The organism is Variovorax jilinensis (genome assembly GCF_030316885.1).
Classification (GTDB): Bacteria; Pseudomonadota; Gammaproteobacteria; order Burkholderiales; family Burkholderiaceae_C; genus Variovorax; species Variovorax jilinensis.
This window is the reverse complement of record NZ_JASZYQ010000014.1, coordinates 1-21,878: the sequence shown is the minus strand read 5'-3', so window position 1 is coordinate 21,878 and position 21,878 is coordinate 1. Positions and strand designations below refer to the sequence as shown.

Genomic DNA, 21,878 nt, shown 5'->3' with positions numbered 1-21,878 from the left:
CCGAAGGGGCACGCAGTGAGTTCTGCGGCACAGCCGGCCGCGCGAGCACCGCAGGGCAGTCGGTGCGCAGCACCGACCGCCCCACCGAAGCTCCGACGCCCACCGGCAGACACCCCGGATGCGCCCACGGCCAACCAACCGGCCGCGCCCAAATGGTCAAACAGCCAAGCGCCCCGCACTCCCTTACGATCCCCAGTTGCCCGCGCCCCCGATCCCACGCCCACTGATCCGCCTGGAGACCCTCGCATGACATCGATGCCTTCCACCGACCTTTCCCTGCCGCGCGATGCCGAGCGCGCCACCCTGGTCGGCCGCCTGTGGCTGCCCGATCTCGGTCCCGTGCTGGTCGCGGTGCACGAGGGCGGCCTGCACGACCTCTCGCGCGTCGCGCCGACGATGAGCCAGCTGCTCGAGCTCGACGATCCCGTGGGTGCGGTGCGCGAGGCGCTGCGTGACGAGCGCACCCTGCGCGTCGCCGCGCTCGATGCAGTGCTGGCCAACAGCGACGAGTCCGCGCGCAACGCGCAACACGGCTGGCTGCTCGCGCCCTGCGATCTGCAGGCCGTGAAGGCCAGCGGCGTCACCTTCGTCGCCAGCCTGCTGGAACGCGTGATCGAGGAGCAGTCGCGCGGCGACGCTTCCAGGGCCGAGGCCACCCGCGCCGCGCTCTCGGGCGTGCTCGGCGACAACCTCGCGGGCGTCGTGCCGGGCTCGGCCCAGGCCGCGAAGGTCAAGCAGGTGCTGATCGCGCAGGGTGCCTGGTCGCAATACCTCGAGGTCGGCATCGGTCCCGACGCCGAGATCTTCACCAAGGCACCGGTGCTGGCCGCGGTCGGCACCGGCGCCGATGCCGGCATCCATTCGGGCTCGGTCTGGAACAACCCCGAGCCCGAGGTGGTGCTGGCCGTGGACAGCCGTGGCCGCACGCTCGGCGCGGCGCTCGGCAACGACGTCAACCTGCGCGACTTCGAGGGCCGCAGCGCGCTGCTGCTGGGCAAGGCCAAGGACAACAATGCCTCGTGCGCGATCGGGCCCTTCATTCGCCTGTTCGACGAGCACTTCGGCATCGAGGAGGTGCGCCGCATCACGGTGGCGCTGCGCGTGGACGGACCCGAGGGCTTCGTGCTCGAGGGATCGAGTTCGCTCGCGAAGATCAGCCGCGATCCGCTCGACCTGGTGTCGCAGGCGATCGGGCCGCACCACGCCTATCCCGACGGCCTGATGCTGTTCCTCGGCACCATGTTCGCGCCCACGCAGGACCGCCACGGCCCCGGCCAGGGCTTCACGCACGTGGTCGGGGATCGCGTGACCATCTCGGCGCCCGAGCTCGGCGCGCTGCACAACCGCATCGTGCATTCGGATCAGGCGGCACGCTGGAGCTTCGGCATCGGTGCGCTGATGCGAAACCTGGCAGGACGCGGAATCATCTAGCCAGCTAGAGCGTGGCCTGCAGCGCCCGGCGGTACTGCACCGCTTCGGCGACGTGTTCCGCCGCCACCGCCTCGGCGCCCGCAAGATCGGCGATGGTGCGCGCCACCTTGAGCGCCCGGTGCGTGCTGCGCGCCGACCAGCCGAGCTTCGTGGCCGCGGTGTGCAGGAACTTCAGCGCCGCGGGCTCGAGCGCCGCGTGGCGGTCGATCTCGGCGCCCGAGAGCGCCTGGTTCGGCGCGCCCTGGCGCGCCAGCGCGCGGCTGCAGGCGATGGCTGCGCGCTCGCGGATGGCCTCGGTGCCTTCGCCGGCCGGCGACTCGAGCAGTTGCTGCGCCGAGATGGCCGCCACCTCCAGATGCAGGTCGATGCGGTCGAGCAGCGGGCCGCTGAGCCTGCGCTGATAGCGCGCGACCTGGTCCGGCGTGCAGCGGCAGGCCCGTGCGGTGCTGCCCAGGTAGCCGCAGGGGCAGGGGTTCATGGCGGCGATCAGCTGGAACCGGGCCGGGAACTCGGAGCGCCGGGCGGCGCGCGAGATCGTGATGGTGCCGGTCTCCAGCGGCTCGCGCAGCGCTTCGAGTGCCGAGCGCGAGAACTCCGGGAACTCGTCCAGGAACAGCACGCCGTGGTGCGCCAGCGAGATCTCGCCGGGACGCGGCGGCGAGCCGCCTCCCACCAGCGCCACCGCGCTGGCCGTGTGGTGCGGGCTGGCGGTGGGCCGGCACATCCACTGCGCGCTGGCGAAGCGCCCCGCAAGGCTCGCGACCGCTGCGCTTTCCAGCGCTTCGTCGAGCGTCATCGCGGGCAGCAGCCCGGCGAAGCGCTGCGCCAGCATCGACTTGCCCGAGCCCGGCGGGCCGACCATCAACAGGCTATGGCGACCGGCGGCGGCGATCTCCAGTGCCCGCTTGGCACCCATGTGGCCCTTGACCTCGGCGAGGTCGGCCGGGCGCGGCGCCGGCCCCGGCGGTGTCGGCAGGCAGCGCATCCAGCCGTCTTCGGGCGCCGTCGAGCCGGCCTCGTCCCCGGGCAGGGCGGCGCCGGGCGGCAGGAACCGACGCACCACGTCGAGCAGGTGCCGCGCGCCGTACACCTCCGAGCCGGGGACCAGCGCGGCTTCCCTTGCGCTTTCGGGCGGCAGCACCAGGCGGCAGGCGACGCCGCCCAGGTGCAGCGCGAGCGCCATCGCGAGCGCGCCGCGCACGGGCCGCAGCTGGCCGGAAAGCGAGAGCTCGCCCGCGAATTCGTGGCCGGCCAGTCGTGCGGCGTCGATCTGTCCGCTGGCCGCAAGGATGCCGAGCGCGATCGGAAGGTCGAAGCGGCCCGAGTCCTTGGGCAGGTCGGCCGGCGCCAGGTTGACCGTGATCCGCTTGTTATTGGGGAATTCGAGGCCCGCGTTCTGGATCGCCGACCGCACGCGCTCGCGCGCTTCCTTCACTTCCACATCGGCCAGCCCGACCAGCGTGAAGCTCGGCAGGCCGTTCGCCAGATGCACCTCCACCGTGACACTGGCCGCTTCCAGGCCCAGCAAGGCGCGACTCTGCACCAAAGACAAGCTCATTTCTCTCCCTTTCACCAAGATGGTGCGTCGCCATCTCTTGTTCTTCATTGTGACCAAGTGCTTCGGAGGTATCCCAGCGGGGCAGTGGGGCTTTGGCACGCTCCCTGCTTTGAGGAGAACTCCAACCCACTTCCAAAATCCGTAGGAGTCTCTCGATGATGTATCGCAAATCCGTCCAGATCCTGGCCCTGGGCACGCTTGCCGCCCTGCCGATGCTCGCCAGCGCGCAAGCTGCAGCTGCGGATCCGGCCCCCGCGCCGAATCTGACGGGCAACGTCGCGATCACCACCAACTACAAGTTCCGCGGCCAGGATCAGGACATGATCGGCAAGAACGACTACGCCAAGGACAGCTACGTCAAGCCCGCCATCCAGGGCGGCATCGACTACGCCTTCGGCTCCAGCGGCTTCTACGTGGGCAACTGGAACTCGAGCGTGAACTGGCTGCCGGGCAACTCGGTCGAGATGGACTTCTACGGCGGCTACAAGTTCAAGGGCGGCCCGATCGACTGGGACGTCGGCGTCCTGACCTATGTGTACCCGGGCAACACCGCCGGCAACACCACCGAGATCTACGGCGCCGGCACCTGGGCCGACGAGGCCATCGGCGCCTTCACGGCCAAGTACTCGTGGACCGTGTCGAAGGACTACTTCAACTACGCCGGCAACAAGGGCGGCTCGGGCCTCGACGGCACCAACACCGGCTACCTGAACTTCGCCTACACGAAGGAAATCATTCCGAAGGTCATCTTCAAGGCGGCTGTTGGCTACACCTTCTTCAGCAGCGACATCAAGAGCCTGGGCTACAAGGACTACCTCGACTACAACGTCGGCGCAGCCTACGACTTCGGCAGCGGCCTGACCCTGGGCGGCTACATCCAGGGCGGCAACGAGCAGAGCGCCTTCAATGTCCTGAGCAACCCGGGCGTCGACATCAACGGCACCACCTTCGGCGCGACCACCTTCTCGCCGAACAAGACCCGCTTCATCCTGACGCTGACCAAGACGCTGTAAACGCACGCGGCGCGGCCTGCATCAACGGCCGCGCCGACCTCTTCCATCTGTAGGAGAAACAATCATGAAGCTGGTCACAGCCATCATCAAACCATTCAAGCTCGACGAAGTGCGCGAAGCGCTGTCCGCCATCGGCGTGCAGGGCATCACGGTCACCGAGGTCAAGGGCTTCGGGCGCCAGAAGGGCCACACCGAGCTCTATCGCGGCGCCGAATACGTCGTCGACTTCCTGCCGAAGGTGAAGATCGAGGCCGCTGTCTCCGACGAACTGGTCGAGCGCGTGATCGAGGCGGTCGAGAGCGCGGCCCGCACCGGCAAGATCGGCGACGGCAAGGTCTTCGTCTACGACCTGGAGCAGGTCGTGCGCATCCGTACCGGCGAAACCGGCCGCGAAGCCCTCTGATCCGCAGGCACGAAAGAACAATCGAAATGAAAAAATTCCTTGTCTCACTTGCGCTCGGCATGAGCGTCCTCTTCGCCGGCGGTGCCGGCTTCGCGCAGACGCCTTCGTCGGGCGACCCGGCCGCCGCGGCGGCAGCTTCGCCCGCGGCCCCGGCCGCAGCCCCGGCTGCCGAGGCGCCCGCCGCGGCACCCGCAGCCGCCGCACCGGCACCGAAGATCGATTCGGGCGACACCGCCTGGATGCTGACCTCGACGATGCTCGTCATCCTGATGACCATCCCCGGCCTGGCGCTGTTCTACGGCGGCCTCGGACGCTCGAAGAACATGCTGTCGGTGCTGATGCAGGTCTTCGTGATCTTCTCGCTCATCAGCATTCTGTGGACGATCTACGGCTACAGCCTGACCTTCGCGGGCTCGGGAACGGTCGTGGGCGGGCTCGACAAGATCTTCCTCAAGGGCATCACGCTGGAAACCTTCGGCGCCCTGACGACGATCCCCGAGTACGTGTTCGTCTCGTTCCAGGGCACCTTCGCCGCCATCACCGTGGCGCTGATCGTCGGTGCCTTCGCCGAGCGCGCCAAGTTCTCGGCCGTGCTGCTGTTCTCGGTGCTGTGGTTCACCTTCAGCTACGTGCCGATCGCGCACATCGTCTGGGGCGGCGGTTTCCTCGCCACGCTCGGCGCACTCGACTTCGCGGGCGGTACCGTGGTGCACATCAACGCCGGTGTGGCCGGCCTGGTCGGTGCCTACGTGATCGGCAAGCGCATCGGTTTCGGCAAGGAAGCCTTCACGCCGCATTCGCTGACGCTCACCATGGTCGGCGCCTCGCTGCTGTGGGTCGGCTGGTTCGGTTTCAACGCGGGTTCGGCCGGTGCGGCCAACGCGACGGCCGGCCTGGCCTTCATCAACACGGTGCTGGCCACTGCCGCCGCGACGCTGTCCTGGATCCTGGGTGAAGCGCTGCACAAGGGCAAGGCCTCGATGCTGGGTGCCGCCTCGGGTGCCGTCGCCGGCCTCGTGGCCGTCACGCCGGCAGCCGGCTTCGTCGGCCCGATGGGTTCGATCGTGCTCGGCCTGATCGCCGGCCTGGTCTGCCTCTGGGGCGTCAGCGGCCTCAAGAAGATGCTCGGCGCGGACGACGCGTTCGACGTCTTCGGCGTCCACGGCGTGGGCGGCATCGTCGGCGCGGTCCTGACCGGCGTGTTCGCGGCGACCAGCCTCGGCGGCACCGGCGGCCCCACTCCCGACACCTTCTCGATCGGCGCGCAGGTCTGGATCCAGATCAAGAGCGTGGTGGTCACCGTGGTCTGGTCGGGCGTCGTCGCATTCATCGCCTTCAAGATCGCCGACCTCACGCTCGGCCTCCGGGTCAGCGAAGAGGCGGAGCGCGAAGGCCTCGACATCACCTCCCACGGCGAAACCGCCTACAACCGCTGAAGCGCAAGCAAGGGCTGCCCTTGGGGGTGGCCCCGCTTTCGCGGCAGGAATTTGTCAAGCGAGAGTCTCCTCTGGAACTTGAGCCCGCCCCGTGCGGGCTCTTTTTTTTGCCTGCGTCGGCGCCGTTTGGGCCTAAGCTCTGGCGCATGTGGACCACCCTCGACGACAGCTTGTGCCAGCTCGGCGAATCGCCCTTCTGGCATCCGGAGGAGCGATCGCTCTATTGGCTCGACATTCCGGGACGCGCGCTGCTGCGCACCCGCGGCGCGATCGACGGCTCGCCCACGGTCGAGCGCTGGGGCCTGCCGACCGAGCCCGGCTGCATGGCGCCGGCGCGGCGCGGCGGCCTCGTGGTCGCGCTGCGCGACGGCGTCTACCGCGCGCGCGAATGGGGCGGTGAGCTGACGCCGATCGCACGCGTCGACCACGACGTGCGCACCATGCGCTTCAACGACGGCAAGTGCGATTCCCTGGGCCGCTTCTGGGCCGGTTCGATGAACGAGGCCAAGGACCGCGCCAATGCCGTGCTGTACTGCCTTGACGCGCGCGGCGGTACGGCTGCCGGGCTGGTGCCGATGGCCAACGAGGCCACCACGGCCAATGGCCTGGCCTTCTCGCCCGACGACCGCACCGCCTACTGGGCCGATACCAACTCCCACCAGGTGCGCGCCTGGGACTGGGCCGCCGGCGTCAACCGGCTGTCGAACGAGCGCGTGTTCCAGCAGTTCGAGGCCAGGCCCGCCGACTGGACGCCGGCCTCGCCGGTGCGCTACGAGGGCCGGCCCGACGGCGCCGCCATCGATGCCGAGGGCCACTACTGGGTCTCGATGTACGAGGGTGGCCAGCTGCTGCGCTTCGCGCCCACCGGAGAGCGCGTGGCGGCGCTCCCTACCCCGGTGCAGTGCCCGACCATGCCCTGCTTCGGCGGCGACGACCTGCGCACGCTGTTCGTCACCACCGCGCGCAAGGGTCGGCCCGCAGCCGAGATCGAGGAGCGCCCGGCCTCGGGCAGCGTGATCCGCATGCGGGTCGAGACGCCGGGCCTGCCGGTCGCCTTCTTCGAGGGCTGAGGCGAAGGCGGCGCATGGCCCTGCAGCACATCCCGCCGATCCAGTGTCTGCTGACCTTCGAGGCGGTGGCGCGGCTGCGGCATGCGGGCCGGGCAGCCGACGAGCTGTGCGTGACGCCGAGCGCGGTGAGCCATCGGATCCGCCAGCTCGAATCGCATGTCGGCGTGAAGCTGTTCGGCCGCAGCGACTTCAGCCTCACGGCCGACGGCGCGGCCTACCTCGCGAACGTGCGCATCGGCCTGGCGGCGCTGCAGGCGGTGCCGAGCCGCGAGACGCCGCAGCGCGTCACTCGGTTGCGGCTGGCGGTCACGCCGACCTTCAGCCGCGAGCTGCTGATGCCGCGCCTCGAGCTGTTCCGCAACATCTACCCCGACGTCGACCTGATCCTGCAGGTGTCGATCCCCTTCCTCGACGTCACGGCCGAGCAGGCCGATCTCGAAGTGCGCTTCGGCAGCGGCAACTACGCCGACTGCGAGAGCCGGCTGGTGCTCGACGAGCAGGTGGTGCCGGCCTGCAGCCCGAGCTATCTCAACGAGTTCGGCCCCTTCACGGGTTTTCGCACCGAGGCCGAGATCGCCGCGGCGCGGCTGATCCGCAGTCCGCTAGAGCCCTGGAGCACCTGGTTCACGAGTTGCGGCCTGCGGCAGCCCGAGCCGCAGATCGGCGCCCAGTTCAACGACCTGGGCCTGGTCTACGACGCCGCGGCCAGCGGCTTCGGCGTGGCGCTGGTGCGCCAGAAGCTGGGCGCGCAGTGGCTCGAATCGGGACGGCTGGTGCCACTGTCGGACCGGCCGGTGTCATCGCCGCACCGGCACTACATCTGCTGGCAGCCCGGCGCGCTCGAGCGCTGGGAATGCGAGGCCTTCGCCGACTGGATCGTCCAGGCGTTGCGTTAGGCACCTGTCCCACGGGGGACATCCGCTGCGAAGTTCTTTCAACACGGCGGCGAAAAACCTTCAACCCGAAGGGCCAACGCTTCCCTAGAGTCCGGAGCACATCGAGACATCCGCATTGAAGGAGACCGCCATGACCTGGCAGCAAATCTACGACCCGTTCGGGAACATGATCATTTCCACCGCGCTGGCCGCGATTCCCGTGGTGGTGATGCTGGCCGCGCTCGGCTTCTTCCATATCAAGGCCCACATCGCGGCCGGCATGGGCCTGCTGGCCGCGATCGCCGTGGCCGTCTTCGCCTACGGCATGCCGGCCGACATGGCCGGCCGCGCGGCGCTGTTCGGCGGCTTCACGGGCCTGCTGCCGATCGGCTGGATCGTGCTCAACATCATCTTCCTGCAGCAGCTGGCCGAGCAGAACGGCAGCTTCAAGGTGCTGCAGGACTCGCTCTCGGGCATCACCGAGGACCGGCGCATCCAGCTGCTGCTGATCGCCTTCTGCTTCGGCGCCTTCTTCGAGGGCGCGGCCGGCTTCGGCACGCCGGTGGCGGTGACGGCGGGCATCCTGATCGGCCTGGGCTTCTCGCCGCTCGCGGCCTCGGGGCTGAGCCTGATCGCCAACACCGCGCCGGTGGCCTTCGGCGCGCTCGGCACGCCGGTCATCACACTGGCCAAGGTGCACGGCTACGACCTCATGGAGGTGACCGCGATGATCGGCCGCCAGCTGCCCTTCTTCTCGCTGCTGGTGCCGTTCTGGCTGATCTGGGCCTTCGCGGGACGCAAGGCCATGATGGAGATCTGGCCCGCGATCCTGGTCACGGGCCTGTCGTTCGCGATCCCCCAGTACCTGGTGTCGAACTTCATCGGCCCCGAATTGGTCGACATCATCGCGGCCATCGTCTCGATGGTCAGCCTGGTGCTGTTCCTCAAGGTGTGGCAGCCGAAGAAGATCTGGCACTCGCCCTCGCTCAAGGGCCATGACGTGAGTGCGCACGAGGCCAAGCCGCCGGCGCCGATCGTGGTCCACAGCCGCGAGGCGCTGGTGCGCGCCTGGATGCCCTGGCTGATCCTCTCGGTGTTCGTCTTCGTCTGGGGCCTGCCGCCGGTCAAGACCTGGCTCAACGGCATCTTCGCGCCCTCGTTCCCGATGGCCGGGCTGCACAACCTGATCGAGAAGGTGCCGCCCGTGGTGCCGGTGCCGCACAAGGAGGCCGCGGTCTACGTGCTGAACCTGCTGTCGGCCACCGGCACCGGCATCCTGCTGTCGGCGATCGTGAGCGCGTTCTTCATGCGCTACAACCCGCTCGAGATCGGGCGCATCTTCCTGCGCACGCTGTGGCTGGTGCGCTATTCGCTGCTGACCATCGTGCTGATGCTGGCCCTGGGCACGCTCACCCGCTTCTCGGGCACCGACACCACGCTCGGCCTGGCCTTCGCCAACACCGGTGCCTTCTATCCCTTCTTCGGCACGCTGATGGGCTGGATCGGCGTCGCGATGACGGGCTCCGATACGGCTTCCAACGTGCTCTTCGGCGGCATGCAGAAGGTGGCGGCCGAGCAGCTGGGCCTGTCGCCCAACCTGATGGGCGCGGCCAACAGCTCGGGCGGCGTGATGGGCAAGATGATCGACGCCCAGTCGATCGTGGTCGCCTCGACCGCCACGCGCTGGTTCAACCACGAAGGCGATATCCTGCGCTACGTGTTCTTCCACTCGATTGCGCTCGCGGCGCTGGTCGGGCTGTACGTCACGCTGCAGGCCTATGTCTGGCCCTTCACCCTGATGGTCGTCCACTGAAAGTCCCCGCCATGAATGCGCCACTTGCCGCCGCCGAACAGTCCTCGCTCTCGGCGTCGACCCGCCAGGCCCAGGTGGTGCAGGCGCTGCGGCCGCACCTTCCCGCGCATGCGCTGATCTGGCACGACGAGGACACCGTGCCCTACGAATGCGACGGCCTCACGGCCTATCGGCAGCGGCCGCTGGTCGTGGCCCTGCCCGAGACCGAGGCCCAGGTGGCGGCCGTGCTCCGGGCCTGCCACGCGCTCGGCGTGCCGGTGGTGGCGCGCGGTGCGGGCACGGGCCTCTCGGGCGGCGCGATGCCGCATGCGGCGGGTGTCACGCTGTCGCTCGCCAAGTTCAACCGCATCCTGAAGATCGATCCGGTGAGCCGCACCGCGGTCGTGCAGTGCGGGGTGCGCAACCTGGCGATCAGCGAGGCGGCCGCGCCCTTCAACCTCTACTACGCGCCGGACCCGTCAAGCCAGATCGCCTGCACCATCGGCGGCAACGTGGCCGAGAACTCGGGCGGTGTGCACTGCCTCAAGTACGGCCTCACGCTGCACAACGTGCTGCGCGTGCGCGGCTTCACGGTCGAGGGCGAGCCGATCGAATTCGGCGGCGAGGCGCTCGACGCGCCGGGCCTCGACCTGCTGGCGCTGGTGGTCGGCAGCGAGGGCATGCTGGCCGTCACCACCGAAGTCACGGTCAAGCTGGTGCCCAAGCCGCAGCTGGCGCGCTGCATCTTGGCCAGCTTCGACGACGTGCGAAAGGCCGGGGACGCGGTGGCGGCGGTGATCGCGGCCGGCATCATCCCGGCCGGCCTCGAGATGATGGACAAGCCCATGACCGCGGCGGTCGAGGACTTCGTGCGCGCGGGCTACGACCTCGACGCCGCTGCCATCCTGCTGTGCGAATCCGACGGCACGCCCGAGGAGGTGGAAGAGGAGATCGGCCGCATGACCGCGGTGCTGCGCGACTGCGGCGCGACCGCCATCGCCTGCAGCGAGAACGAGGAGGAGCGCCTGCGCTTCTGGAGCGGCCGCAAGAACGCCTTTCCCGCCTCGGGCCGCATCAGCCCCGACTACATGTGCCTCGACTCGACCATCCCGCGCAAGCGCCTGGCCGACATCCTGCTCGCGATCCAGCAGATGGAAGTGAAGTACGACCTGCGCTGCTGCAACGTCTTCCACGCCGGCGACGGCAACCTGCATCCGCTGGTGCTGTTCGATGCCAACGACCTCGACGAGCTGCACCGCTGCGAGCTGTTCGGCGCCGACATCCTCGAAACCAGCGTCGCGATGGGCGGCACCGTCTCGGGCGAGCATGGTGTCGGCGTCGAGAAGCTCAACAGCATGTGCGTGCAGTTCACGGCGGCCGAGAACGAGCAGATGTTCGGCGTGAAGCGCGCCTTCGATCCGGCCGGCACGTTGAACCCCGGCAAGGTGATCCCGACGCTGGTGCGCTGCGCCGAGTACGGCAAGCAGGTGTTCCGCGCCGGCCAGGCGACGCCCTTTGCCGACCTGCCGCGCTTCTGACTGCGGCCGGGCGTTTTCCTCATCCAGGCACAAAGAGACAGACACGATGGATTCCCCCGCATTGCGCGAGATCGTCGAGCGCATCCGCGCCGCGGCCGCCGACGGCCACGCGCTCGCCATCACCGGCGGCGACACCAAGCGCTTCTATGGCGAGCCCGCGCGCGGCACGCCCCTTTCCACCGGCGCACTCGCCGGCATCACGAGCTACGAGCCGAGCGAGCTGGTGGTCACGGTGCAGGGCGGCACGCCGCTGGCGGAGCTCGAGGCGCTGCTCGCCACGCGCGGCCAGTGCCTGCCCTTCGAGCCGCCGCGCTTTGCTGCCGGCGGCACGGTCGGCGGCTTCATCGCCGCGGGCCTGAGCGGCCCGGCGCGTGCCAGCGTCGGATCGGTGCGCGACTACCTGCTCGGCATCACGCTGGTCAACGGCCGCGCCGAGGTGCTGAGCTTCGGCGGCCAGGTCATGAAGAACGTGGCGGGCTACGACGTCTCGCGCGTGCTCGCGGGATCGATGGGCGCGCTCGGCCTGATCGCGGAGGCCAGCCTCAAGGTGCTGCCCGTGGCGCCGGCCGAGGCCACGCTCGAGTTCGCCTGCAGCCAGGCCGATGCGCTGCAGCTTCTCAACCAGTGGGGCGGCCGCCCCTTGCCTCTGAACGCCAGCGTGTGGCGCGAGCGCGACGGCACCGGCGTGCTGTCGCTGCGCCTGCGCGGCGCGGTGGCCGCGGTCGAGGCCGCCTGCGCGCAACTCGGTGGCGAGCGGCAGGATGCGGACCGCAGCGCGGCGGATTGGGAGTCGCTGCGCGACCATGGGCATCCGTGGTTTGCAGCGGACGAGGGGCACGAGCTGTGGCGTCTCTCGGTGCCCCAGACGGCACCTCCGCTCGCGCTCGAGGGCGAGCCCCTGATCGAATGGCACGGCGGCCAGCGCTGGTACCGCAGCGCGCCGGGCCAGGCCGGGCGCCTGCGCGCCGCGGCGCGCGCGGCGGGCGGCCACGCCACCCTTTTCCGGGGCGCGGAAGGCGGGGCGGCGGCCAGCGCCCCGGCGCCGACGCGCTTCGATGCCATGAGCGCGCCGATCGAGCGCATCCATCGCAGATTGCTCGGCGAGTTCGATCCCCAGGGCGTCTTCGACAGCCAGCGACTCCTGCCCACAGCCACAGCCACAGCCACAGCCACAGCCACAGCCACGGCGCCCGCCGTTCACTGAAGCCAACGATGCAAACCGAACTCGCTCCCGAATTCCAGGGCACCGCCGACGGCCGCGAAGCCGAGGCCATCCTGCGCAAGTGCGTGCACTGCGGCTTCTGCACCGCCACCTGCCCCACCTATCAGCTGCTGGGCGACGAGCTCGACGGCCCGCGCGGACGCATCTACCTGATCAAGCAGGTGCTCGAGGGCAAGGAGCCCACGCGCAGCACGCAGCTGCACCTCGACCGCTGCCTCACCTGCCGCAACTGCGAGACCACCTGTCCGAGCGGCGTGCAGTACGGCCACCTGGTCGACATCGGCCGCAGGATCGTCGACCAGAAGGTGCCGCGGCCGGCGCTCGAGGGCGCGCTGCGCTGGACGCTCAAGGAGGCCCTGCCGTCGCCGCTGTTCGGCCCCGCCATGAAGCTCGGGCAGTCGGTGCGCGGCCTGCTGCCCGCCAAGCTCCGGGCCAAGGTGCCGGCGCCGCAACCGGCCGGTGCCTGGCCCGTGCGCACGCATGCACGCAAGGTGCTGATGCTCGCGGGCTGCGTGCAGCCCTCGATGGCGCCCAACATCAACGCCGCCACCGCGCGCGTGCTCGACGCCGCAGGCATCGAGCCGGTCATCGCCGCCAAGGCCGGCTGCTGCGGCGCGGTGAAGTTCCACCTCAACGACCAGGACGGCGGCAAGCAGCAGATGCGCGCCAACATCGATGCCTGGTGGCCGCAGGTCGAGCGCGGCGAGGTCGAGGCGATCGTCATGAACGCCTCGGGCTGCGGCGTGACGGTGCGCGAATACGGCCACATCCTGCGCGACGATCCGGCCTACGCGCAGAAGGCGGCGCGCATCAGCGCGCTCACGCGCGATCTCAGCGAACTGCTGCCCGACCTGGTGCCGGCGCTGAAGCACCGCGTTCGAGCCCCGGCCGGCGTGGTGGCCTACCACCCGCCCTGCACGCTGCAGCACGGGCAGAAGCTGCGCAACGGCGTCGAGGTCAACCTGCGCGCGCTGGGCTTCGACATCCAGGTGGCGCGCAGCGAGGCGCACCTGTGCTGCGGCTCGGCCGGCACCTACTCGGTGCTGCAGCCCGAGCTGGCCTACCCGTTGCGCGACCGCAAGCTCGGCCACCTGGGCCAGTTGCAGCCGAGCACCATCGCATCGGCCAACATCGGTTGCATCACGCACCTGCAGAGCGGCACCGAGACGCCGGTGCGCCACTGGGTCGAACTGCTTGACGCGGCGCTCGCGCCCGAAGCGGCGGCCTGATCGCGGCGCCTGATTGCGGCGCCCGATTGCGGCGCGCGGCCCGAATCGGACCTGCGCAGGTCGCGCCAGGCGTTCGCCCGGACCTCGCTCAGGAGGCGGCGAGCGCCTTCTCGATGTCGCCCGCGATCGATTCGGGCTTGTCCATCGGCGCGTAGCGCCGGATGACCTGGCCGTCGCGGCCGACCAGGAACTTGGTGAAGTTCCATTTGATGGCCGTGCTGCCGAGCAGGCCGGGCGCTTCCTTCACCAGCCACTGGTAGAGCGGCGTGGCATCGGCGCCGTTGACGTCGATCTTCTCCATCATCGGAAAGCTCACGCCGTAGTTCTGCACGCAGAAGGCACCGATCTCGTCGTTGCTGCCCGGGTCCTGGCTCATGAACTGGTTCGACGGAAAGCCGAGCACCGAGAGGCCGCGCGCCGCGTACTTCCTGTAGAGCGCCTCCAGGCCCTCGAACTGCGGCGTGAAGCCGCATTTGCTCGCCGTGTTGACGATCAGGAGCACCTGGCCGCGGAACTCCGCCAGCGGCACCGCCTGGCCGTCGATGCGGCGGGCTTCGAAGTCATAGATGTTCGTCATGGATGTTCTCGGTACGACGGAGTGAGCCGACCTGGGGGCGAGCTAGTGATGCTTGTCGCTGCGGGCGATGGCCAGCAGGTGCTCGACCTCTTCGGGGTGGCGCTTCAGGTTGTTCTCGTGCCAGCGCTTGATCAGCCACATGAAGCCCGCCACCACCACGCCGAAGGCCGTGATCGCGGAGTAGGCCGACAGGCCGAGGCCGGTGCAGGCGCTGTAGAAGGCGCCCAGTAGCAGGATGCACGCCTGCTCGTTGAAGTTCTGCACGGCGATCGAGCGGCCGGCGCCCATGAGGTTGTGGCCGCGGTGCTGCAGCAGCGCGTTCATGGGCACCACGAGGAAGCCGCCGAGGCCGCCCAGGATGATCAGGAACGGCACGGCGAGCCAGATGTTGCCGATGAAGTTCATGCCGATCACCAGCACCCCCATGCCGATGCCCAGCGGGATCACGCGCGTCGCCATGTCGAGCCGCATGCGCATGGAGGCGACGATCGCGCCGACCGCGGTGCCGATCGCCACCACGCCGGTCAGCGACGAGGCCTGCGCCGTGTTGTAGCCCAGCGCCAGCGAGGCCCAGGCCAGCACGATGTACTTGAGGTTGCCGCCGGCGCCCCAGAACAGCGTGGTGGTGGCCAGCGAGATCTGGCCGAGCTTGTCGCGCCACAGGCGCGAGTTGCACTGCCAGAAGTCGGGCAGCAGCGCCGCCATGTTGCGCAGGATGCCGTGGTTCGGGTTGGCGCGCAGCGGGCGCATCTCGACGCCGGTCAGCGGGATGCGGGTGTTGAACCAGGCCGCGATCATGTAGACCAGGATCAGAGAGGCGATCGCGGCCTCGGGCGCCGAGTCGACGCCGGTGTCGATGAAGGGCAGGTCGAAAGCCAGCAGGTGGCTCGCCAGCGTGTGGCTGACCAGCTGGCCGCCGAGCACGATCCCCAGGATGATCGAGGCGATCGTGAGGCCCTCGATCCAGCCGTTGGCCTTGACCAGCTGCGAAGCCGGCAGCAGTTCGGTCAGGATGCCGTACTTGGCCGGCGAATAGGCCGCGGCGCCGAGCCCGACGACCGCATAGGCCAGCAGCGGATGCGAGCCGAACAGCATCATCACGCAGCCGACCACCTTGATCGCATTGCTGATGAACATCACGCGGCCCTTGGGCAGCGCGTCGGCGAAGGCGCCCACCAGCGGCGCCAGCGCGACGTAGAAGATGGTGAAGATGGGAACCAGCGCGGCACGCTTCCATTCGGGGGCGCCGCTGGTTCTCATCAGTTCCACCGCCGCGACGAAAAGCGCGTTGTCGGCCAGCGACGAAAAGAACTGGGCCGACATGATGGTGTAGAAACCGCGCTTCATCGATGAGCTGGCTGGCCGGCGAAGGGACTGCTGGCAATAGTGGAAAAGGGTTCCGCCTCGGAGGCGGGTGCGCGGTTATAGCATGGGGTGCGCGATGTCAGAATGGCGCTTTCCGCGCCCCACAACGGGCCTTTTTGTGTGAGTCATTCCTCCTTTTGACCGGGTTTTCGTCGTGCCTCGTCCCATCCTCGTGACCGTCCACGGCGCCGCGCTGCGCCACAACCTCGACCGGGCACGGCGCGCGGCTCTCGATTCGCGCGTCTGGGCGGTGGTCAAGGCCAATGCCTACGGCCACGGCATCGAGCGCGTGTTCGAGCACTTTCGCGCCGCCGACGGCTTCGCGCTGCTCGACCTGGACGAGGCCGAACGCGTGCGGGCCCTTGGCTGGCGCGGGCCGATCCTGCTGCTGGAAGGCGTATTCGAGGCGCGCGATCTCGAGCTCTGCTCGCGCCTCGGGCTCTGGCATGCGGTGCACTGCGACGCCCAGATCGACATGCTCGCGGCCCACAAGACCCAGGTGCCGCAACGCGTCTTCCTCAAGATGAACTCGGGCATGAACCGGCTGGGTTTCGCGCCCGAGCGCTTCCGTTCGGCCTGGACGCGGCTCAATGCGCTGCCGCAGGTCGACGAGATCTCGCTCATGACGCACCTGAGCGACGCCGACGGCCCGCGCGGCATCGCGCACCAGACCGAGGTCTTCGAGCGCGTCACGCAGGACCTGCCGGGCGAGCGGTCGGTCGCCAACAGCGCCGCCACGCTGCGCCATGCCGGGCAGACCCGCGCCGACTGGGTGCGCCCCGGCATCATGCTGTATGGCGGCGTGCCGGACTTTCCCGAGCACGACGCGGCGCACTGGCAGCTGCAACCGGCCATGACGCTCTCGACGCGGCTGATCGGCGTGCAGACACTGAAGGCCGGCGACACCATCGGCTACGGTTCGAGCTTCACCGCCGAAGGGCCGCTGCGCATCGGCATCGCGGCGGTCGGCTACGCCGACGGCTATCCGCGCCACTGCACCACGGGCACGCCGGTGCTCGTCGACGGCGTGCGCACGCGCATGGTCGGCCGCGTCAGCATGGACATGATCACGGTCGACCTGACGCCGGTGCCGCAGGCCGGCTTCGGGTCCGAGGTCACGCTGTGGGGCCGCGCGTCGGCCGGCGCCGAGCTGCCCATCGACGAGGTGGCACGCGCCGCCGGCACCGTCGGCTACGAGCTGATGTGTGCGGTGGCGCGGCGCGTGCCGGTCGCCGGCGATTGACCTTGCGCAGCGGGCCCGGCGGCGGGCTCAGTAGAGCCCGAGCTGCCGCGCCTGCAGCCGCGCCAGCCCCAGCAGCGCGTCGGTGAACGGCGTCGCGACGCCCGCGCGCTGACCCAGTTCGCGCACCGACGACACCAGCGCATCGAGCTCGACCGCGCGGCGCGCCTCCACGTCCTGCAGCATCGAGGTCTTGAAGGCCCCGAGCCTGCGCGTGATCACATGCCGGTCTTCCGGGGTGTCGGCGATCGGCACGCCGATGCGCGCGCCGACTTCCTTGGCCTCGAGCATGATCGTCGAGATCAGGCCACGCACCAGGTCGTCGTTGAGGATCAGGTCGGTGGTGGCGCCGGTCAGGGCACTGATCGGGTTGACCGTCATGTTGCCCCAGAGCTTGTACCAGACGTCCTTCTGGATCTGCGGCGAGAGCCTGGTCTCGATGCCGGCGTCGGCCAGCAGCGCACGCAGCGCCTGCGCGCGCGGCGTCGCCTCGCCCGAGGGCTCGCCGATGATGAGGCCGTTGCCGAACACATGGCGCACCACGCCGGGGCCTTCGAGCGCGCAGCTCGCATGCACCACGCAGCCGATCACGTGACGGGCCGGGATCGCGGCGTCGATGCGGCCGCCCGGATCGACCGCTTCCAGCTGGGCACCGGCCAGCGGGCCGCCGAACCCGCCCTGAAGGAACCACCAGGGCACGCCGTTCATCGCCGTGAGCACGATGGTGTCGGGGCCGAGCAGCGGGCCGATCTGGTGCGCCACCGCGGGCAGCGAGGGCGCCTTCACGGCGACGATCACCAGCTCCTGGACGCCGAGCGCCCGCGGATCGGCGTTCGCGTTCACGGGCACCGAGACGCGGCTGTCGCCGCTGGCGAGCGTGAGTCCGTCGCGCTGCAGCGCCTCGAGCGTGGCGCCGCGCGCCACCACGTCGATCGCGGAGCCCGCCTGTGCGAGCTTCGCGCCGATCCAGCCGCCGATCGCGCCGGCGCCGTAGATGCAGACCTTCATGTCTTCAGTTCTTGTAGCTGGTGTCGATGCGGTCGACCTGGCGCACCAGCGCGTCGAACACGTCCTGGCCGGCGCCGTGCGCCGGGTTGAATTGCAGCGCGTCGCGCGTGCAGCGCTCGGCGATCGCCTGCGGCACCGGGATCGGCGCGCCCATCGACAGCGTCGCGAGCTGGATCTCGCAGGCACGCTGCAGGGTCCAAAGGATCGCGAAGGTCTGCGGCAGGGTCTGGCCCCAGGTCAGCAGGCCGTGGTTGCGCAGGATCACGGCCTGGCGCTCGCCGATGCTCGCGAGCAGGCGCGGGCCCTCGTCGGCATGGATCGTGATGCCCTCGAAGTCGTGGTACGCCACCATGCCGTGCAGCTGGGCGGTGTAGAAGTTGGTCTGCTGCAGGCCGCCCTGCAGGCATGCCACCGCGACGCCCGCGGTGGTGTGCACGTGCATCACGCAATGGGCCTCGGGCAGGCCATCATGGATCGCCGCATGCACCGTGAAGCCGGCCGGGTTGACCGCATGGGTCGAGCCGTCAAGGACGCGGCCCTGCAGGTCGATCTTCACCAGGTTGCTTGCCGTGACCTCGCTGTAGTGCAGGCCGAAGGGGTTGATCAGGAACTGCTTCTCGCCACCGGTCACGCTGTCGGGCAGCCGAACCGTGATGTGGTTGTAGATCATCTCGGTCCAGCCCAGCATCGCGAACACGCGGTAGCAGGCCGCGAGCTGCAGCCGCGCGGCATGCTCGTCGGGGTGGATGGCGGGATGCACCAGCGCCGAGGGCGATGGGGTGGCGAGTGGGTTCATGTGCAGTTCCTTTGCATGGCTAGCCTTCCGCGGTGAACCCGACCTGCTTGACGATCGGGGCCCACTTGGCGGTGTCTTTCTTGATCAGTTCGCTGAGCTCGGCCGGCGACGAAGTCACGACCTCGAGGCCGAAGGTGCCGAGCCCGTCGATCACGTCCTTCTGCGCCAGCGCGACCTTGAAGGCGGCATTGGCGCGATTCACCACCTCGGGCGTGGCCTTGGGCGGCAGCAGGAAGGCGAACCACTCGCTGTGCGTGGCGTCCTTGATGCCCTGTTCCTCGAAGGTCGGGACGTCGGGAGCGAAGCGGCTGCGCTTGCTGCCCGAGACGCCGAGGATGCGCACCTTGCCCGTGGGCAGGTGCTGCGTGATGTCGCCGATCGGGCCCGACACCGCGGCCACGTTGCCGCCCAGCAGGTCGAGCATGGCCGGCTGCGTGCCGCGGTAGGCCGCGTGCTTCAGGTCGACGCCGGCACCCTTGCCGAGCAGCGCGCCGATGAAGTGCGGCGTCGAGCCCGCGGCCGGCGAGCCGAAATTCGCGCCTTCGGGATGGGTCTTGGCCCAGGCCAGGAACTCGGGCACGGTCTTGACCGTGAGCGGCACGGCCGGGCCGACCGCGAAGCCGAAGTCGAACAGGCAGGCGAGCGTGACGGGTGTCAGGTCGACCAGTGGGTCGTACGGCAGCTTCTTGTAGATGTGCGGATAGATCGTGAGGATCGAGGTCGGCGTCTGCAGGATGGTGGCGCCATCGGCCGGCTGGCTCTTGACGTAGGTGACCGCGATCTGGCCACCGGCGCCGGTGCGGTTCTCGACCACGACGGCCTTTCCGTAGTCGGGCTGCAGGCGCGAGGCGGTACGACGGCACAGCGTGTCCGAGGTGCCGCCCGCGGCGAAGCCGGTGATGAGCCGTGCGGTCTCGAACGGGAAGGCCTGGGTCTGGGCGAACACGCTCTGGCCCAGGCTGGCGAGCAGGGCCGAGGCGCTGGTGGTCTGCAGCAGGTGGCGGCGGGTGATGGTCATGGGCTGTCTCCTCGGGTATCGGATGTGTTGAAAAGCGCGTATTTTTCTCCCAACCGGGCCCCTCGGACACTCACGTTTACCTCACGTTCCGCGTCCCGGGTGCCCGCATCCGCCATGCCGAAGCTCAGTAGGTGCCGCCCTTGGCAGGCGCTGCCGCCGCATCCTTGAAGCTGGCCGCCAGCGCGCTGGTGCTGCGCACGAGCAGGTTGGTGTCGAGCCCCACCGCGACGAAGGTGGCGCCGAGCGCAAGGTACTTGCGCGCCAGCGCCTCGTTGGGTGTCAGGATGCCCGCGGCCTTGCCGGCGCGCTGGATGCGTGCGATGGCATCGGCGATCGCCGCCTGCACCTCGGGGTGGTCCGAATTGCCCACGTGGCCCATCGAGGCCGAGAGGTCGGCGGGCCCGATGAAGACGCCGTCGACGCCCTCGACCGCCGCGATCGCGTCGAGGTTGGCCAGCGCCTCGCGCGACTCGGCCTGCACCAGCAGGCAGACGCGCTCGTTGGCTTCCTTCGGATAGCTGGCGTAGCGGCCCCAGCGCGAGGCGCGCGCGCCGCCCATGCCGCGGATGCCTTCCGGCGGATAGCGCATGGCGCGCACCAGCGCGCCGGCCTGCTCGGCCGTGTCGACCATCGGCACCAGCAGCGTCTGCAGGCCGAGGTCGAGGTATTGCTTGATCAGCGCCGCGCCCGCGTCGCCATGGCCCAGCGGCACGCGCGCGATCGCATTGACGCCCGGGTAGCCCGCGATCGCCTGCGCCTGCTGCAGCACGCTGGCCAGGCCGTTGGGCGAATGTTCGCCGTCGATCAGCAGCCAGTCGAAGCCGGCACCGGCGCAGATCTCGGCGCTGTAGGCATCGGCGAGGCCGAGCCAGAGGCCGATCTGCGCGCGCTTGTCGATCAGGGCCTGCTTGAAGGGGTTGGGTGGCGTGGTCATCGTTCAGTGTCTTTCAGGCGAAGCGGAAGGAAATGCTGCCGAGCGGTCCGTAGTCGGCATGGAAGGTGTCGCCGGCCTGCGCCGGGGTCGGTCGGGTGAACGAGCCGCCCAGCACGATCTCGCCGGCCTCGAGGCACTCGTCCCAGGGCGCGAGCTTGTTTGCGAGCCAGGCCACGCCGGTCGCCGGGTGATTGAGCACTGCGGCAGCGATGCCCGATTCCTCGATCACGCCGTTCTTGTAGAGCAGGGCGCCGACCCAGCGCAGGTCCACCGCGTCGGGCCTGACCGGCCGGCCGCCGAGCACGATGCCGGCATTCGCCGCGTTGTCGGCGATGGTGTCGAACACCCGGCGCATGGCCTTGGTGTGGCGGTCGAACTGCTCGATGCGCGCATCGATGATCTCGATCGCGGGCACGACGTAGTCGGTGGCGTCGAGCACGTCGAAGATCGTCACGTTCGGCCCTCTGAGCCTCTTGCCGAGCCTGAAGGCCAGCTCGACCTCCACGCGCGGCGCGATGAAGCGCGAGAACGGGATGTCGCCGCCCTGCTCGAAGAACATGTCGTCGAGCAGCGTGCCGTAGTCGGGCTCGTCGATCTGGCTCGACAGCTGCATCGCGCGCGAGGTCAGGCCGATCTTGTGGCCCCTGACGATGCGGCCCTCGTCGATCTTGGTCTTCACCCATTCGCGCGAGATCGCATAGCCGTCCTCGATCGTCATCTCGGGGTGGCGCTTGGAGAAATGCTCGACCTGCACGCGCGACTTCTCGCTCTCGTGCAGCTCGGCGGCCAGTTGTCGGATCAGTTCGGGTGCGAGCATGTCTTGTCAGGCCTTGTTGAAGAGCGGGTGCAGGTTGCTGTGCTTGCCGTCGTAGACCTGGCCCGGGCTTTCGTCGATCTGCAGCGTGATGCCGATCGGGCGGCCGTCGAAGATCGGCGCGAAGTGCTGCTTGGTCACGGCGAGCAATGCATCGCCGACCCGCTGGTGCACCGCGGCGCTTCGGCCCGCGCCCATGCGCAGGTTGAGGTAGACGAAGGCGTAGTCGGCGCGGCCGTCGGCCACCGCGAAGTGTGCAGCCGGGTAGGCCAGCACGCGCGTGCCGCCGGTCGGGAACACCTGCTTGTCCGCGTCGTCGCGCTGCGCGAGCATGCAGTCGGCAAGGGAGCGGCACAGCGTCGACATCTCGGTCTCGGCTTCGATGTTGGGCGTGTAGAGGATCACGAGATGCGGCATGCGGTGCTCCGGGCAGGAAGTTCGCGCACCGGCTCAGAGCCGCGACACGCTCTGGAAGCCCTCGGCGCTGGAAGCCTGGGCCTTGGGGATGGCGCGGCCGTCCTGCGGCGTGACCGGGAACACGGCGTTGATCTGGCCCGTG

At 69.4% G+C, this 21,878-nt stretch carries 20 protein-coding genes; 11 read left to right on the top strand and 9 right to left on the bottom strand.

Annotation, left to right across the window (positions count from 1 at the left end; all coding sequences use genetic code 11):
• Window positions 1-246: 246 nt before the first annotated feature.
• Window positions 247-1,431: a fumarylacetoacetate hydrolase family protein gene (locus QTH87_RS26030; RefSeq protein WP_444812850.1), complete on the top strand. Its 1,185-nt coding sequence runs from the start codon at window positions 247-249 to the stop codon at window positions 1,429-1,431.
• Window positions 1,432-1,435: 4 nt separating this feature from the next.
• Here QTH87_RS26030 and QTH87_RS26025 read toward each other — a convergent pair whose 3' ends face one another.
• Entirely contained in the window at window positions 1,436-2,989 is a 1,554-nt protein-coding gene (locus QTH87_RS26025) for a YifB family Mg chelatase-like AAA ATPase (protein ID WP_286613313.1), read from the bottom strand.
• Window positions 2,990-3,147: 158 nt separating this feature from the next.
• Here QTH87_RS26025 and QTH87_RS26020 point away from each other — a divergent pair, with 158 nt between their 5' ends.
• The 9 genes from QTH87_RS26020 to glcF all read left to right on the top strand — a co-directional run bounded on the left by QTH87_RS26020 (window position 3,148) and on the right by glcF (window position 13,567).
• A complete protein-coding gene (locus QTH87_RS26020) occupies window positions 3,148-4,002 on the top strand; it encodes a TorF family putative porin (protein ID WP_286613315.1) in 855 nt (284 codons plus the stop codon).
• A gap of 64 nt (window positions 4,003-4,066) precedes the next feature.
• A complete protein-coding gene (gene glnK, locus QTH87_RS26015) occupies window positions 4,067-4,405 on the top strand; it encodes a P-II family nitrogen regulator (protein ID WP_286613312.1) in 339 nt (112 codons plus the stop codon).
• 26 nt (window positions 4,406-4,431) lie between these two features.
• On the top strand, window positions 4,432-5,841 hold the full coding sequence (locus tag QTH87_RS26010) for an ammonium transporter (RefSeq protein ID WP_286613311.1): 1,410 nt from the start codon (window positions 4,432-4,434) through the stop codon (window positions 5,839-5,841).
• A gap of 146 nt (window positions 5,842-5,987) precedes the next feature.
• A complete protein-coding gene (locus tag QTH87_RS26005; protein ID WP_286613309.1) occupies window positions 5,988-6,911 on the top strand; it encodes an SMP-30/gluconolactonase/LRE family protein in 924 nt (307 codons plus the stop codon).
• A gap of 14 nt (window positions 6,912-6,925) precedes the next feature.
• A complete protein-coding gene (locus QTH87_RS26000; protein ID WP_286613307.1) occupies window positions 6,926-7,807 on the top strand; it encodes a LysR substrate-binding domain-containing protein in 882 nt (293 codons plus the stop codon).
• A gap of 130 nt (window positions 7,808-7,937) precedes the next feature.
• On the top strand, window positions 7,938-9,599 hold the full coding sequence (locus tag QTH87_RS25995) for an L-lactate permease (protein WP_286613305.1): 1,662 nt from the start codon (window positions 7,938-7,940) through the stop codon (window positions 9,597-9,599).
• A gap of 11 nt (window positions 9,600-9,610) precedes the next feature.
• Window positions 9,611-11,116, top strand: coding sequence for an FAD-linked oxidase C-terminal domain-containing protein (locus QTH87_RS25990; protein WP_286613304.1), 1,506 nt, complete (start codon window positions 9,611-9,613; stop codon window positions 11,114-11,116).
• Between the two features lie 46 nt (window positions 11,117-11,162).
• Window positions 11,163-12,320: a glycolate oxidase subunit GlcE gene (glcE, locus tag QTH87_RS25985; protein ID WP_286613302.1), complete on the top strand. Its 1,158-nt coding sequence runs from the start codon at window positions 11,163-11,165 to the stop codon at window positions 12,318-12,320.
• Window positions 12,321-12,328: 8 nt separating this feature from the next.
• Entirely contained in the window at window positions 12,329-13,567 is a 1,239-nt protein-coding gene (glcF, locus tag QTH87_RS25980; RefSeq protein WP_286613300.1) for a glycolate oxidase subunit GlcF, read from the top strand.
• An 88-nt stretch (window positions 13,568-13,655) separates the two neighbouring features.
• On the opposite strand, the gene QTH87_RS25975 is transcribed toward glcF, so the two are convergent.
• Both QTH87_RS25975 and lplT read right to left on the bottom strand, forming a co-directional pair.
• The gene (locus QTH87_RS25975) at window positions 13,656-14,144 is read right to left on the bottom strand and encodes a glutathione peroxidase (RefSeq protein WP_286613299.1); all 489 of its coding nucleotides are present in this window, start codon (window positions 14,142-14,144) and stop codon (window positions 13,656-13,658) included.
• 42 nt (window positions 14,145-14,186) lie between these two features.
• Complete coding sequence (gene lplT / locus QTH87_RS25970; RefSeq protein WP_286613298.1) at window positions 14,187-15,491, bottom strand: lysophospholipid transporter LplT; 1,305 nt, start codon at window positions 15,489-15,491, stop codon at window positions 14,187-14,189.
• Between the two features lie 172 nt (window positions 15,492-15,663).
• On the opposite strand from lplT, the gene alr reads away from it, so the two are divergent.
• A complete protein-coding gene (gene alr / locus QTH87_RS25965) occupies window positions 15,664-16,752 on the top strand; it encodes an alanine racemase (protein ID WP_286613297.1) in 1,089 nt (362 codons plus the stop codon).
• Between the two features lie 27 nt (window positions 16,753-16,779).
• Here alr and QTH87_RS25960 read toward each other — a convergent pair whose 3' ends face one another.
• The 6 genes from QTH87_RS25960 to QTH87_RS25935 all read right to left on the bottom strand — a co-directional run bounded on the left by QTH87_RS25960 (window position 16,780) and on the right by QTH87_RS25935 (window position 21,736).
• Entirely contained in the window at window positions 16,780-17,757 is a 978-nt protein-coding gene (locus QTH87_RS25960; RefSeq protein WP_286613296.1) for a 2-dehydropantoate 2-reductase, read from the bottom strand.
• Window positions 17,758-17,761: 4 nt separating this feature from the next.
• The gene (locus QTH87_RS25955; protein WP_286613295.1) at window positions 17,762-18,553 is read right to left on the bottom strand and encodes a class II aldolase/adducin family protein; all 792 of its coding nucleotides are present in this window, start codon (window positions 18,551-18,553) and stop codon (window positions 17,762-17,764) included.
• Window positions 18,554-18,572: 19 nt separating this feature from the next.
• Window positions 18,573-19,571: a Bug family tripartite tricarboxylate transporter substrate binding protein gene (locus tag QTH87_RS25950; protein ID WP_286613293.1), complete on the bottom strand. Its 999-nt coding sequence runs from the start codon at window positions 19,569-19,571 to the stop codon at window positions 18,573-18,575.
• A 124-nt stretch (window positions 19,572-19,695) separates the two neighbouring features.
• Window positions 19,696-20,505, bottom strand: coding sequence for an aldolase/citrate lyase family protein (locus QTH87_RS25945; RefSeq protein ID WP_286613292.1), 810 nt, complete (start codon window positions 20,503-20,505; stop codon window positions 19,696-19,698).
• 13 nt (window positions 20,506-20,518) lie between these two features.
• The gene (gene hpaH / locus QTH87_RS25940; protein ID WP_286613291.1) at window positions 20,519-21,322 is read right to left on the bottom strand and encodes a 2-oxo-hept-4-ene-1,7-dioate hydratase; all 804 of its coding nucleotides are present in this window, start codon (window positions 21,320-21,322) and stop codon (window positions 20,519-20,521) included.
• Window positions 21,323-21,328: 6 nt separating this feature from the next.
• On the bottom strand, window positions 21,329-21,736 hold the full coding sequence (locus tag QTH87_RS25935; RefSeq protein ID WP_286613289.1) for a 5-carboxymethyl-2-hydroxymuconate Delta-isomerase: 408 nt from the start codon (window positions 21,734-21,736) through the stop codon (window positions 21,329-21,331).
• Window positions 21,737-21,878 lie beyond the last annotated feature (142 nt).